Consider the following 14,280-nt stretch of genomic DNA (forward strand, 5'->3'; position numbering starts at 1 on the left):
CCAGCGGGACCTCAGAGGTACTTCTCGAGCTCCCGCACGACGCCGTCGTTCTCGACCGTCTCGGTGACGTCGTCGGCCACCGCCTGGACGTGCAGCGGGGCGTGCCCCATCGCGACGCCGCGGCCGGCCCACTCGAGCATCTCGACGTCGTTGGAACCGTCACCGATCGCCAGCACGTCGGCGCGGTCGACACCCAGCTCGGCGCACACGTGCTCGAGACCGGCCGCCTTGGAGACGCCCTCCGGCGCCAGGTCGAGCCAGGCCGTGTAACCGACGTAGTAGTTCGTACCCTCCAGGCCCAACGAGTGCGCGAGCTCGGCGAACTCCTCCGCCGAGGAGTCGGGGCTGCGGACGATCACGCGGGTGACCGGCTCGGCGATGAGGTCCTCGATCGGCTCGTGAGCGATCTCACCACCCAGCTCCCCGTCGGGGAACGGCTTGTTCATGCGGAAGCCGACGCCCACGTTCTCCACGGCCACGGCGGCCTCCGGCACCTCCGCCATCAGAGCGCGCACGGCCGGGCCGGCGTCGAAGGTGACGGTGTGGAGGATCGTGATCGGATCGTAGGAGAACACCACGGAGCCGTTGCTGGCGACCGCGAGGCCCTCGGTGAACCCGAGCTTCTGGACCGCGTCCATGACGCCGGAGACGGAGCGGCCGGTCGAGATCACGCAGTGCATCCCGGCCTCGGCGGTCGCGCGGACCGCCTGGCGTACGGCGTCGGTCATCTCGTTGTCGTAGTCGACGATCGTGCCGTCCACGTCCAGGGCCACGATGCGTGGCCTCCAGGTCGTGGCGGCGCCGTCGGTGGTGTGCGAGGTCAACGTCAAGACAGCGGCTCCAAGATCTCTCGGCCTGCGAGGTAGGGCTGCAGCGCCACGGGGACCCGGACTGACCCGTCGGCCTGCTGGTGGTTTTCGAGGAGGGCGATGATCGTCCGGGTCGACGCCATCAACGTGCCGTTGAGGGTCGCCAGCGGGGTGACCTGCTCGCCGTCACGCATGCGGATGCCGAGACGGCGCGCCTGGAAGCTGGTGCAGTTGGAGGCGGAGGTCAGCTCGCGGTACTTGCCCTGGGTGGGGATCCACGCCTCGCAGTCGAACTTGCGGATCGCCGAGAGACCGAGGTCGCCGGCCGCCACGTCGATCACGCGGTACGGGAGCTCGAGCGCGTTGAGCCAGTCCTGCTCGTGGGCCAGCAGCTCCTCGTGGACCGCGTAGGAGTCCTCGGGTGTCGCGTAGACGAACATCTCCACCTTGTCGAACCAGTGCACCCGGAAGATGCCCCGGGTGTCCTTGCCGTACGAGCCTGCCTCGCGGCGGTAGCACGGGCTGAACCCGGCGTAACGGCGCGGCAAAGACTCGGCGTCGAGGATCTCGTCGGAGTGGTACGCCGCGAGCGGCACCTCCGACGTGCCGACGAGGTAGAGGTCGTCCTTCTCGAGGTGGTAGACGTCGTCGGCGGCCTGCCCGAGGAATCCGGTCCCCTCCATGGCGGACGGCTTCACCAGCGCCGGCGGGATCATCGGAGTGAAGCCCCACGCCGTCGCGCGGTCCATCGCCATCTGGACCAGAGCCAGCTCGAGCTGGGCGCCGATGCCGGTGAGGAAGTAGAAGCGGGCACCGCTCACCTTGGCGCCCCGCTCGATGTCGAAGGCGCCGAGGCGCTTGCCGATCTCGATGTGGTCGAGCGGCGTGAAGCCCTCGGCGGCGAAGTCGCGCGGCTTCCCGACGGTCTCGCGGACCACGAAGTCGTCCTCGCCGCCGGGGGGCGACTCCGGCGCGGCGAGGTTGGGGAGCGTCGCGAGCAGCGTGTCGAAGAGGCGACCGGCCTCACTGGACGCGGCGTCGGCCTCCTTGACCTGGGCGGAGAGCTCCCGGGTGCGAGCGAGGATCTCGGCCTTCTCGTCACCGGTGGCGCGGGCAACCTGCTTGCCGAGCTGCTTCTGCTCGGCACGCAGCGCCTCGTACCGGCCGATCGCCGATCGACGGGCCTCGTCGGCCGCGATGAGCTCGTCGACGACAGCCTCGGACTCGCCACGGCGGCGCTGGGCGGCGCGGATCTCGTCAGGGTTGTCACGGAGCGTACGAACGTCGATCATTCCCCAAGCCTATCGGCGGGCCGGACACGACTACCCTGATCGGGTGCCGATCGACCTCCGCCGCGCCCGTCCGGCGCGCCCAGTCCTCGTGCCCGCGCTGGTCGGCCTCCTGGTCGCCGTCTTCGTCGGGCTCACCGCCGCCGTCTGGTGGGAGTGGGCTCCTCTGCTGGATCTCGACCAGGCGGTCGCCGACGCCGCGCACGACGCGGTCGCGGGCCGGGAGATGCTGATCGACACCCTGCTGTGGGTCGCCGACGGTCTCGGGCCGTGGACGCTGCGCATCGTGATGGGGCTGACCGTCCTGGTCGCGGTGTGGCGCAGGGCCTATCGCCTCGCGGTGTGGATCGCGCTGACGATCGCGGTCCAGTTCACCGCCGTGTACGTCATCAAGCGGACCGTGGACCGGTCGAGGCCGGCCTTCGACGACCCCTTCCAGACGCTCACCTCGTACTCGTTCCCCAGCGGGCACGCCACCGCAGGCGCGACGTTCTCGACGGTCATGGTGATCGTGACGCTGCTCCTGATGCGTCGCGGTCTGCTGCGCAAGGCCGTCATCACGGTCTGGATCCTCCTCGGCCTCGCCGCCGGCCTGGACCGCATCTTCCTGGGTGTCCACTACCTGTCCGACGTGGTGGCCGGCTTCGCCCTCGGGACCGCGATCCCGCTCGCGCTGTGGTGGCTGCTGATGCGGCCCGTGTTCGCCGTGGAGGAGCCGTCGCACCCCGGCGTCTCGGGCACCGGACGACGCCAGGTCGGCGTGGTGCTCAACCCGGTCAAGGTCGGCGACGTCGCGGCGTTCCGCGAGCGGGTGGCGGAGGCGGCTGCACGTCACGGCTGGGCCGAGCCGGTGTTCTTCGAGACGACGGTGGACGACCCTGGCGCCGCCCAGGCGGTCGAGGCGCTCGAGGGCGAGGCGGACCTGGTGATCGTCGCGGGGGGCGACGGGACGGTCCGCGAGGCCTGCGGAGAGCTGGCGCGCAGCGGGATCGGCGTGGGCATCGTGCCGCTCGGCACCGGCAACCTTCTCGCACGCAACCTCTCGCTGCCCCTGCACCTGGTCGACGCCATCGACAACGCCTTCACCGGTCAGGACCGCGCGGTCGACGTCGTCCGCCTGCAGATCGACGGGTCGGAGGACAGCACCACCTTCCTCGTGATGGCGGGGGTCGGCTTCGACGCCGCGGTCATGACCGGCACGAACGAGCAGCTGAAGAAGAAGGTCGGCTGGTTGGCCTACGTGGTGTCGGGCGCCACGCAGGTGCTCCGCTTCCCCACCACGCGGGTGCAGATCGCGGTCGATGGCGGGGCCTTCGTACGGCGACGCGCTCTGACGGTGATCGTCGGCAACGTCGGCTTCCTGCAAGGGGGCCTTCCCCTGCTGCCGGACGCGCAGATCGACGACGGGGTGCTCGACGTGGTGGCGATCTCGCCCCCGCACAAGTTCGCGTTCCTCTCCGTCGGGTTTCGCTTGTTCGCCCGCGGCAAGCGCACCGACGAACGCCTCGACCGCATGACGGGGCGCACGGTCACCATCCGTACGGACAGGCCTGCGGCCATGCAGCTCGACGGCGATCCCATCGGTGAGCACACCGAGCTGTGCGCGACCGTGGAGCCCGGCGTCCTGCTGGTCCGCGTGCCGCGCTGAGTCGGAATCCGGTCAGTTGACCAAAGATTACGATCCGGTAACGGATGGTAACGATGGGTTCCGCACGCTGTAACTCACTGTTGAACTCAACTTCGCATGTGATGCAGATCGCATCGTCCTCGGAGGGAGTTCACCATGCCTCAGACCCACCCCGCGCCGAAGGGCCGCACACGGCTCGCGGCCGCGGCCACGGGCGCCGCCCTGGTAGCCGGAGTCGGCGGCCTCGTCATCGCCGGTGCACCGGCTGCGAACGCGGCCGACCAGCCCCTCAGCAAGAGTTTCAACTACACCTGCGCGGTCGACGCCGCCGGGACGCCCCTGGGCAACCACATCGTGGGCGTCAAGGCCGAGGTCACGGTCCCCAGCTCGGTCTCGCAGAACCAGGTGATCCCGCCGCGCAAGACCAAGATCACGCTGACGCTTCCGGAGACGCTGCGCAACGCGACGGTGCAGCTCCTCGGTGGCAAGACCGCTGGCGGCTACTCGGACAACGCGAGCATCACCTTGTCCGCCCCGCCGGCGGCCAGCATCACGGCCAGGATCGCCAACCTCAAGGCGCCTCAGACTCCGATCCCGCAAACCGCTGGCGGCGCCTGGGTGATCCCCACGGTCGGCGACGTGCCGTCGATCAAGGTGCCGGCCACAGCAGGCAGCCTCGCGACCATCGCGATGCCTGCCGCGTTCCTGATCAAGTCGACCGTGATCGACGGGTCCGGCAAGGCCGTGGGTGGTGCGGACGCCGTCAAGCTCAACTGCGCGCTCAGTGGTGATCGTTCGCTCGGGACGATCCCGATCAGCGGCACGGCGTACCGCGACGCCAGGCTGACCGCAGCGGCCACGACCGCCACGTACGGTCGCGCCTCGCGGATCACCGCTCGCCTGAGCGCCGCCGTCGGTGGTCGCGTCGACGCCTACGTAGGCACGCGCCGCATCGGTGCCGCCAACGTCAGTGGCACCACGGCCTCGATCCCTGTCTCCGGAACGGCGCTGCGGCCCGGTGCCTACACCGTGACGTTGCGTCACTCGGGTGGCACGCGCGTCAACCCCGTCGCCGCGGTGAACACCCGACTGACGGTCCGCAAGGCCGGCTCGTCGCTGGCAGCGAAGGTGTCGCCGAAGAAGATCCGCGCCAAGCGGACCAAGGCCAAGGTGTCCGTCACCGTCCGGACCTCGGGTTTCAAGGCGACCGGCAGGGTCACCGCCAAGGTCGGCAAGAAGACCGTCGGCAAGGGCACCGTCCGCAACGGCAAGGTGACGATCAAGCTCAAGAAGTTCAAGAAGAAGGGCACCTACCGCGTCAAGCTGACCTACAGCGGCAACGCGTACGCCAACGGCTCGACCAAGACCGTCAAGGTGAAGGTCCGCCGATAGAAAGAGTGCACAACATCTCGGGCTGCGGCACGGCGTGAGCCGTCCTGACCCTCCGAGGGGACGAGTGCCCCGGATCCTGCGCGGATCCGGGGCACTCGCTCGTTCCGGCACCACCCCTCCGTTTGAGGTGCTCGCACCCGAAACGCGCGGACCGCACCTCGTATTCGAGGTGGGATCCCCCACTGTCGGGTGTGAGCACCCCAAACGGGGCTAGGGGTGGGGGACGGTGGCCGTGATGATCGAGCCGTCGGCGCGGCGTACGCCGTCCAGCGGGCCAGGCCCCGGGCCGCCCTCCAGCAACGGGCCTTGGCCGTCGAGCGGGACGACGACCGGCTCCTCGGCCGTGACGTGCACGACGCTGCCGCGTACGGAGAACTTCGCGCCGGGCCCTCGCTCGACGGTCAGCTCGACATGGTCCTCCCGCACGTCGACACGGATGCGGCTGCCGTGGATCGTGACCCGGTAGCTGAGGCTGTCCCAGCTCGACGGGAGCCGCGGGTCGATCGAGAACTCGCCGTTGTAGTCGCGGAACCCGCCGAAGCCGGTCGCGAGCGCGCTCCACACGCCGCCCGTCGACGCGACGTGGACGCCGTCGGAGGCGTTGCCGTGGAGGTCGGCGAGATCGACGTACAGCGCCTCGGTGAAGTAGCGGAGCGCGAGGTCGGAGTAGCCGACCTCCGCCGCGATCAGCGCCTGCACGACGGCCGACAGCGTTGAGTCGCCGGTGGTGATCGGGTCGTAGTACTCGAAGTTCCGGCGCTTCTGCTCCGTCGTGAACTGGTCGCCCTGGAGATACAGCGCCAGCACGACGTCGGCCTGCTTGAGCACCTGGAACCGGTAGATCACCAGCGGGTGGTAGTGCAGCAGGAGTGGTCGCTTGTTGGCCGGGGTGTGCGGGAGGTCCCACACCTCGCGCTCGAGGAAGTGCGAGTCCTGGGGGTGGATGCCGAGGTGCTCGTCGTACGGGATCACCATCGCCTCGCCGGCGCGCTCCCACTCCTCGACCTCGTCGGTGTCGAGGTTGAGGCGCTTCACCATCCGCGAGTATGCCTGCGGCCACGCGCTCTCCAGCTCGCGTGCGGCTCGCGCGGCCCGCCGGAGGTTGTGGCGCGCCATGACGTTGGTGAAGAGGTTGTCGTTGACGACGGTCGTGTACTCGTCGGGACCGGTGACGCCGTGGATGTGGAACGACCCGCGTCCCTCACTGCGCCAGAAGCCGAGGTCGGCCCACATACGAGCGGTCTCGACCAGGACGTCGATCCCCTCGCGCATGAGGAAGTCGGTGTCGCCGGTGGCGTCGACGTAGCGGCTCAGGGCGTGCGAGATGTCGGCGTCGATGTGGTACTGCGCGGTGCCGGCTGCGTAGTACGCCGACGCCTCCTCGCCGTTGATCGTCCGCCACGGGAACAGCGCGCCTCGTTGCGACAGGTCGCGGGCGCGTCGGCGCGCGGCCGGGAGCATGTTGTAGCGGAAGCGCAGCGCCGCCCTCGCGAGCTGGGGATAGGCGTAGGTGAGGAACGGGAGGACATAGACCTCGGTGTCCCAGAAGTAGTGGCCGCCGTAGCCCGAGCCCGTCACCCCCTTGGCGGGGATGCCGGCACCCTCGGCCCGGGCGGCGGCCTGCGCGACCTGGAAGAGGTTCCACCGCAGCGCCTGCTGGAGCGACGGCTGACCTCCGATGGTGGCGTCGGCGCGCGACCAGTAGTCGTCGAGCCACGACTTCTGGTCGGCGAACTGCCTCCCCACGCCCTCGGAGGCGACCCGGTCGAGGGTCCGCCGGCAGCGGTCGGCCAGCTCGCGGGCGGGGACACCGCGTGACGTGTGGTACGCCGCCACCTTCGTCAGCCGGATCGTTCGGCCCGGCTGCGCATCGATCTGATAGACCACCTTGGCCATGTCGTCGGTGACCTGGACCGTGCGTTCGACCGGGTCCCGCGTCTCGATGGTGTGGTCGGTGGCGACGGCGATGGTCATGCCGGACTCGGCGGTGCGGTAGCCGAGCATCACGCGGGCGTCGTCGTCGCCGGCGTCCTGGAGCTCGGGGATCAGCACCCGACGGCCGAAGCGCTCGGCCTTGCGGGGGTCGGTGCCCTCACCCATGGCGGCGGAGCGGACGTGGTACTCGTCGCCACCGTCCTGCCGGTTGAGGATCTGCGACGACAGCGTCACAGGAGCGGCCGCATCCAGCATCGTGACCTCGAACGTCATCACCGCGAGGTGGCGCTGGGTGAACGACACCATGCGCTGCGACTTGATCCGGACGCGCTTGCCGGCCGGGGTGCGCCACACGATCTCGCGGCACAGCACCCCGGTACGGAAGTCGAGCGAGCGCTCGTAGTCGATGAGGTCGGCGACCGGCAGCAGGAGCGGCTCGTCGTCGACGTAGAGCCGGATGACCTTCACGTCGGGGGCGTTGACGATCGTCTGCCCGACGCGTGCAAAGCCGAACGCCTCCTCGGCGTGGTTGATCTTCCACGTCTCGTGGAAGCCGTTGATGAACGTGCCCTGCGTGTGCGACTCGCGCCCCTCCTCGACGTTGCCGCGCATGCCGAGGTAGCCGTTGCCGAGCGCGAAGAGCGTCTCCGTACGGCCCAGGTCCTCGCCGGTGAAGAACCGCTCGACGAGGCGCCACCCGTGGACGGGCCACCGGTGGCGGTCGAGATAGTCGACGACGGGGCGGGGCGTGTCGCGAGGCACAGGACTCATGCCGCACCTCCTGGGACGAGCTCGGCGAGGTCGGCGACGACGACGTCGGCGCCGGCGTCAGTCAGAACCTGGCGCCCGGCGCCGCGGTCGACGCCGATGACGAGTGCGAAGCCGCCGGCGGCACCTGCACGCACCCCGGAGACCGCATCCTCGATCACGATCGAGCGGCTCGCGTCGGTCCCGAGCTCCTTGGCGGCGTAGACGAACGTGTCGGCGGAGGGCTTGCCGGGCAGCTGCTGTGCGCGGGCGACGGCCCCGTCGACCACCACCGGGAAGCGGTCGGCGAGCCCGGCGGCGGCCAGGACCTTGGGAGCGTTGGCCGAGCTGGACACGACCGCCAGGCCGATCGGCACCGTGGCGAGGTGGTCGAGCAGGGCGACGGAGCCGGGGTACGGGCGGACGCCGTCGCGCTCCAGCTCGTGCTCGAGCTCGACGTTCTTGCGGTTGCCGAGACCGCAGACAGTCTCCGCCGTCGGCGGGTCGGTCGGGTCGCCCTCGGGGATGGTCACCCCGCGCGAGGCGAGGAGAGAACGGACCCCGTCGTAGCGCGGCTTGCCGTCGACGTAGGCGAAGTAGTCCGCGTCCGTGTAGGCCGGGGTGACCCCGTGCTCGGCGAAGTAGCCGTTGAACAGCGCTGCCCAGGCGCGCATGTGGACCTCGGCGGTCGGGGTCAGAACCCCGTCGAGATCGAAGAGGGCAGCGTCATAGTCGGCCCACTGGACCAGTGCGGACTCGGTCACTCTTCGAGGGTATTCGGTCGAGGTTGCGGTCGCGTCACGTGGCAGGAGAAAACCTCGGCGCGGCGGCCGCGGCGGCGAGGCCGTTGAAAAAAGGTGTGTGATGTATCTCTCCCTGTCACACTGAGTTGCGTCTGCGGCACGGGATCGTGCTGCGTCTGGAGAGGGAGAACTATGAAGCAGGCTGATCCACCCACCGGACTCACGGCACGCGGTCGCCGCGTCGTCGGATCGCTCACGGCCGGCGCGCTCGTCGCCGGCACGCTCAGCGCCTTCGGGCTGGCGGCCGCAGGTCCTGCCGCCGCGGACACCGACCTGGTGAAGGACTACAACTACAAGTGCAACGTCGACGCCGCCGGACTGGGGCTCGGTGTGTGGGACGTCGGGGTCCGTGCTGCCGTTGAGGTGCCCGACTCCGTCGTGGCCGGCGAGACCATCCCGCCGCGCAAGACCCAGATCACGCTGACGATGCCGGAGGGACTTCGCATCCACACCGTCGGCCTGCTCCGGGCGAAGACCGCGGGCGGCAAGTCGACAGATGCGGCCATCACGATCACGGCACCGGGGGTCAGCGAGCCTCTGGTCGTCCCGATCGGCAACCTCGTGTCTCCACAGACCGATGTCCCGACGTCGCCGAACGTGCCGTGGATCATCCCGACCGAGGGTGATGTCCCGGCGATCACCGTGCCGGCCGGTGCCTCGGAGGCGGCGACGCTCCGGATGCCGGCGCGCTTCACCGTCGCGGCGACGCTGCTGACGGCCGACGGAACGGTGGTCGGCGGCGAGGGAGCGGTCAAGCTGGCGTGCGACCTCGACCCCGCCGGTCCGAACGGTGACGGAGTCTTCGGGGCGATCCCGATCAGGGTCCCCGTGAACCAGCCCCCGGTCGCCAACGACGTCTCGGTGAGGACCGACGCGGGCACCCCGGTGGCCGTCACGCTCGAGGCGACCGACCCCGAGGGCGCCGACCTCACCTACACGACCACGGCGCCCGCTCACGGCGCGCTGAGCGGCACGGCCCCGACCCTGACGTACACCCCGGCCGCGGGTTACGTCGGCTCCGACTCCTTCACCTACACCGTCAGCGACGGCACCCACGAGACCACCGCGTCGGTCCAGGTGGAGGTCGCAGGCAGTGCAGAACCGGTCGCGACCGAGGACATCACGGTGGCAGACCCGGCGTACCGCGGCATCTTCGCCGGACCGACCGCGGTCACGCTGAAGGGCACCGGCGGCCAGGGTGCACTGACCTACACGGCGGGCCCGCTCTCGGGACCGAACGAGGGCCGAAACATCGATCTCACGGTCGACGGCGACAAGGCCATGATCCAGCCCTGGGAGGACGCGGCGCCGGGAAGCTACTCCTTCACGTACACCGCGACCGACACCAACGGTCAGGCGAGCACCTCGACCGTCCGTTTCACCATCGTGAACGCTGCCCCCGTCGTGCGTGACCAGACCTTCACGACGACGAAGGACAAGCCGTTCGACGGCTGGCCCTGGGCGCGCGACCTCGACATGACCGGACCCTTCGTCTGGACCTCGGGCGCGGCGCGCTTCACGTACGGCGAGCCCGAGCACGGCGCGATCGAGACGTTCTTCGTGGCCGACGACGATCCGGCAAGCCCCGCGTCGATCTTCGCGAAGGTCCAGCACAAGTACACCTACGTCCCCGACCCGGGCTTCGTCGGGACCGACCGGTTCACGGTGACGATGACCGATGCCGACGGCGTGTCGACGACCGGGACGGTCACCATCAAGGTGGAGGAGCCGGCCGCCCCGCAGACCGGTGTCATCCGTGACGTGCGCTACCGGTGCGCGTACGACCTCGGCGACCCGGGCACGACCGACCTGGTGGCGGCGGTGATGGGCGGCGACGTGACATTCCGCGTCGACGCGCGGGCCCACATGCCGGCAAAGCTCGCGCCCGGTGAGAAGTTCACCGTGCCGGACACGGAAGTCTCGCTCAAGATGGCGCGTCCGATGGCTGAGCTGCTGGCCGGGCCCGACTTCAGCGCCGCCCCGGTGCCGCCGATGGAGGAGGCCGGTTTCGGTCAGACCGCGGTGGCCGGTCAGGCCACCGCCTCGGCGGTCTTCACCGAGACGGCCACAGGACGGACATACGAGGTGCCCATGACGGGCCTGAAGTCGGCGACCGTGCCGCTGTCGCTCCCAATGCCCGCCGAGGGCATCACCATCCCGGTGAAGGGAGGGCTGCCCGAGCTGACGGCGCCGCAGTCGGGCGCCCTGACCGTGGCGATGCCGGAGAGGATGTTCATCAACGCGGTCCTCACGCCGGGTGCCCTCGGCGTCATCACCGACGTCGGTCTCGACTGCACCGCGATGGACGGCGAGGAGCTCACGATCGGGACCGTGCCGGTCGTGGACGAGCCGGGCACGCCGGCGCCAGCGCCGTCGTCGGTGAAGGCGTCGGCAGCCTCGACCCGGTACGGCGTCTCGCCGCGGGTGGCGGTCTCCGTCTCGCCGTCGACGGCGGGTGGCCGGGTGGAGGTGCGCAAGGGCAGCACCCTGCTGGCGCGGTCCACGGTGACGAAGGGGCGCGCCACGGTGGTGCTGCCCCGTACGGCGCTGAAGCCGGGCACGCACACCCTGTCGGTGCGCTACCTCGGTGACACGAAGACGAAGCCGTCGTCGACGACCGTCCGTCTCACGATCCGCAAGGCCAAGGCGTCGGTCGCCGCGAAGGTGACGACGAAGAAGGTCGCCGGCAAGACGCGCGCCAAGGTCCGGGTGACGGTGAAGGCCAGCGGGATCACGCCGTCGGGCAAGGTCGCGGTCTACTACCGCGGCAAGAAGGTCGGGACGGCGACGCTGCCCAAGAGCGGCCGGGCGGTCGTCCGGCTGAAGAAGCTGCCGAAGGCGGGGAGGGCCACCCTCCGGGTCCGCTACCTCGGCAGCGCGACCACCGGTGGGGCGACCAAGACGGTGAAGCTCTCGGTCAGGCGCCGGTAGCGCGACCCGTGGCCCCTGGTTCCTCCCTCCGCCGAACCAGGGGTCACGTGTCGTCGGCGAGCCAGCGGCGGATCTCGTCGTCGTGCTCTCCGAGGGCAGGCGGCGCAGTGGGCGGCACCGGTGTGGTCACGGAGTACGTGACAGGGTGGCGAACCTGCGGCGGGTGGCCACCACCGACGTCGACCGTCGGCTCGAGCCCCAGTGCGCGGGCCCGGGCGATCGCCGTACCGATGTCGCCGACCTCGCCCACCGGCACGTCGGCGTCGGACAACCGCTCCTGCCACGCCGCCGCGGTGTCGGCGGACAGCGCGTCCTCGAGGGCGGTGACGAGGTCAGCGCGGTGAGCGACACGGTTCGCGTTGGTGGCGAAGCGCGGGTCCTCGGCGAGCTCGGGACGACCGACGCCCGTGCAGAGCCGCGCGAACTGTCCGTCGTTGCCGCAGGCGACGGCCAGCATGCCGTCGGCGCACCGCAGCGTCTCGTACGGCGCGATCGACGGGTGCTGGTTGCCCATCCGCCGGGGGGCCTCGCCGGTCGTCAGACAGCTCGTGGCCTGGTTGACGAGCGACCCGAGCAGGCTCGACAGCAGGGCGACCTCCACCCGCTGGCCGCGTCCGCTGCGCTCACGCTCGGCGAGGGCCGCCAGGATGCCGATGACGGCGTCCTTGCCGGTCAGGACGTCGACCAGCGCCACTCCGGCCTTGGTCGGCTCGCCGTCGGGGTCGCCCGTGATGCTCATGAGTCCGCCGACGGCCTGCACGACGAAGTCGTAGCCCGGCAGTGCGGCCCCTGCCCCGCTGCCGAAGCCCGTGATCGAGCAGTAGACGAGTCGGGGGTTGTCGGCGGTCACCGCGTCGTACCCGAGACCCAGCCGGTCGAGCGTGCCGGCGCGGAAGTTCTCCACCAGCACGTCAGCACGGCGTACGAGGCGACGGGCGAGGGCGAGGTCGCCCTCGTCGCGGAGGTCGAGGGTGACGCTGCGCTTGGTGCGGTTGGCGCTCTCGAAGTAGGACGCGGTGCCGACCGCCGTCCACGGCGGTCCCCAGTGCCGGGTGTCGTCCCCGACGCCGGGGCGCTCGACCTTGACGACCGTGGCGCCCAGGTCGGCGAGCATCGACGTGGCCATCGGTCCGGCGAGGACGCGACTGAAGTCCGCCACGAGGATCCCCTCCAGCGGCGCGGTCACGGCGTCATCAGCCGCCCGTCGACCCGCCGCGGGATGCCCCACGGGTTGCTCTCACGCAGCGGCGCGGGCAGCGCGGCGTCCGGCACCGACTGGTAGGTGACCGGCCGTGTGAACCTGCTGAGCGCGCCGGCCCCCACCGAGGTCGCCGTCGGGTCGGAGGTCGCGGGCCACGGACCGCCGTGGTGCTGCGCCCACGTGTACGCGACGCCGGTCGGGAAGTCCCCGACCGTGACGCGCCCCGCCTTGGAGGTGAGCTCGGCGAGGACGCCGGGGAGGTCCGGGTCGGAGTCACCGTCGGCGACCACGGTCGCGGCGAGCGTCCCCTGGAGAGCGCCGACGGTCCGGGTCAGGGCGGTCTCGTCGTCGTACTCCGCGACGAGGGCCACCGGTCCGAAGCACTCCTCGAGCAGACGGCTGCCCGGCTGGAGCGCGTCGAGCGGAACGGACAGGACGGTGGAGGAGACCGACCAGCCGTCGTCGGGGCCGGCGATCTCCGCGACCACCTCCGCGCCGGCGTCCACCAGCTCGCCGACGCCGGTCCGTGCCGCGTCGGCGATGCCCTGGGTCAGCGCCCACCCTCGCGGTGCGGTCTCGCGGAGGGCGGAGGCGACGGCCTCGGCGGCCCGCGAGCCGCGCGGCGCGAGCAGCAGGCCGGGCTTGGTGCAGAACTGCCCCGTACCGAGGGTGAAGGAGCCGACGAACCCGGAGGCGATCTCACCGAGGCGGGCCTCGGCGGCCGCGGGGGTCACCACGACCGGGTTGACGGTGCCCATCTCGGCGAAGACGGGGATCGGGACGTCGCGCTGCTGCGCCGCCTCGCGGAGCGCCATGCCCGCGCGCTGCGAGCCCGTGAACGCGACGGCCGCGATCTGAGAAGCCGCGACGAGGTGCACGCCTGCGTCGAAGCCGTGGACGATCCCGAGCACGCCGTCGGGCGCTCCGGCGTCGCGCAACGCCTCCGTCGCGAGAGCACCGAGCCGCTGGCTCAGGAGGGGATGCGCGGGGTGTCCCTTGACGACGACGGGGCACCCCGCCGCGAGGGCCGACGCGGTGTCGTTGCCGAGGACGCTGAACGCGAACGGGAAGTTGCTGGCGCCGAACACCGCGACCGGCCCCAGTGGCACGTTGACCCGGGCGAGCGGCGGGTTGGCGCCGGCGGCGTGGTCGATGGTGGCGCCGAGATAGGAGCCCTCCACCGCGACGTCGGCATAGAAGCGCAGCTGCCCCGCCGTCCGAGCGACCTCACCCTCCAGACGCGGTCGCCCGAGCGCCGTCTCCGCGTCGGCCAGGTCCACGAGCTCGTCCCGCGCCGCCTCGAGGGCGTCCGCGATCGCCGCGGACCACCGGACACGCTCGGCGGGCGGCGTCGCGGCCACCTCGATCGCGCACGCCGCCGCAGCCGCCACGATCGCGTCGACCTGGTCCAGCGGGGTCGCCTCCACCTCGCCGTTCACGCGTCCGGTGCGCGGGTCGTACGAGACGTCAGTCATGGCCGCTCCGTCCGCGATGTGTGCACTTGGTCAGGGAAGTGCGCCCCCGATTCCTTGAGGAACTGCACACA

Annotated in this window: 9 protein-coding genes; 3 read left to right on the forward strand and 6 right to left on the reverse strand. The window is 70.9% G+C overall.

Annotated elements, in window-relative coordinates; all coding sequences use genetic code 11:
• Positions 1-11: 11 nt before the first annotated feature.
• Both KV102_RS07445 and serS read right to left on the reverse strand, forming a co-directional pair.
• Positions 12-830 carry an HAD family hydrolase gene (locus KV102_RS07445; protein WP_255560577.1) on the reverse strand — a complete coding sequence of 273 codons (819 nt, stop codon included), beginning with the start codon at positions 828-830 and terminating at the stop codon, positions 12-14.
• A complete protein-coding gene (gene serS, locus KV102_RS07450) occupies positions 827-2,101 on the reverse strand; it encodes a serine--tRNA ligase (RefSeq protein ID WP_220345770.1) in 1,275 nt (424 codons plus the stop codon). Before serS ends, KV102_RS07445 begins: the two co-directional genes overlap by 4 nt.
• A 43-nt stretch (positions 2,102-2,144) precedes the next feature.
• Here serS and KV102_RS07455 point away from each other — a divergent pair, with 43 nt between their 5' ends.
• Positions 2,145-3,746, forward strand: coding sequence for a diacylglycerol kinase family protein (locus tag KV102_RS07455; RefSeq protein ID WP_220345771.1), 1,602 nt, complete (start codon positions 2,145-2,147; stop codon positions 3,744-3,746).
• A 135-nt stretch (positions 3,747-3,881) separates the two neighbouring features.
• On the forward strand, positions 3,882-5,117 hold the full coding sequence (locus KV102_RS07460) for a DUF6801 domain-containing protein (RefSeq protein WP_220345772.1): 1,236 nt from the start codon (positions 3,882-3,884) through the stop codon (positions 5,115-5,117).
• 210 nt (positions 5,118-5,327) lie between these two features.
• Here the strand turns inward: KV102_RS07460 and KV102_RS07465 are convergent, their stop codons facing one another.
• Positions 5,328-7,823, reverse strand: a complete 2,496-nt coding sequence (locus KV102_RS07465) for a glycoside hydrolase family 65 protein (protein ID WP_220345773.1) — start codon at positions 7,821-7,823, stop codon at positions 5,328-5,330.
• A complete protein-coding gene (locus tag KV102_RS07470; protein WP_301022921.1) occupies positions 7,820-8,563 on the reverse strand; it encodes an HAD family phosphatase in 744 nt (247 codons plus the stop codon). Before KV102_RS07470 ends, KV102_RS07465 begins: the two co-directional genes overlap by 4 nt.
• Positions 8,564-8,734: 171 nt before the next feature.
• Between KV102_RS07470 and KV102_RS07475 the strand changes: the two genes are divergently transcribed.
• Positions 8,735-11,533, forward strand: a complete 2,799-nt coding sequence (locus KV102_RS07475) for a DUF6801 domain-containing protein (RefSeq protein ID WP_220345774.1) — start codon at positions 8,735-8,737, stop codon at positions 11,531-11,533.
• A gap of 43 nt (positions 11,534-11,576) precedes the next feature.
• On the opposite strand, the gene KV102_RS07480 is transcribed toward KV102_RS07475, so the two are convergent.
• Together KV102_RS07480 and KV102_RS07485 are read right to left on the reverse strand one after the other, a co-directional pair.
• Positions 11,577-12,719: a CoA transferase gene (locus KV102_RS07480; protein ID WP_308290255.1), complete on the reverse strand. Its 1,143-nt coding sequence runs from the start codon at positions 12,717-12,719 to the stop codon at positions 11,577-11,579.
• Complete coding sequence (locus tag KV102_RS07485; protein WP_220345776.1) at positions 12,716-14,209, reverse strand: aldehyde dehydrogenase family protein; 1,494 nt, start codon at positions 14,207-14,209, stop codon at positions 12,716-12,718. Before KV102_RS07485 ends, KV102_RS07480 begins: the two co-directional genes overlap by 4 nt.
• Positions 14,210-14,280: the final 71 nt, after the last annotated feature.

Source organism: Mumia sp. zg.B53 (assembly GCF_019550935.1).
Lineage (GTDB): Bacteria > Actinomycetota > Actinomycetes > Propionibacteriales > Nocardioidaceae > Mumia.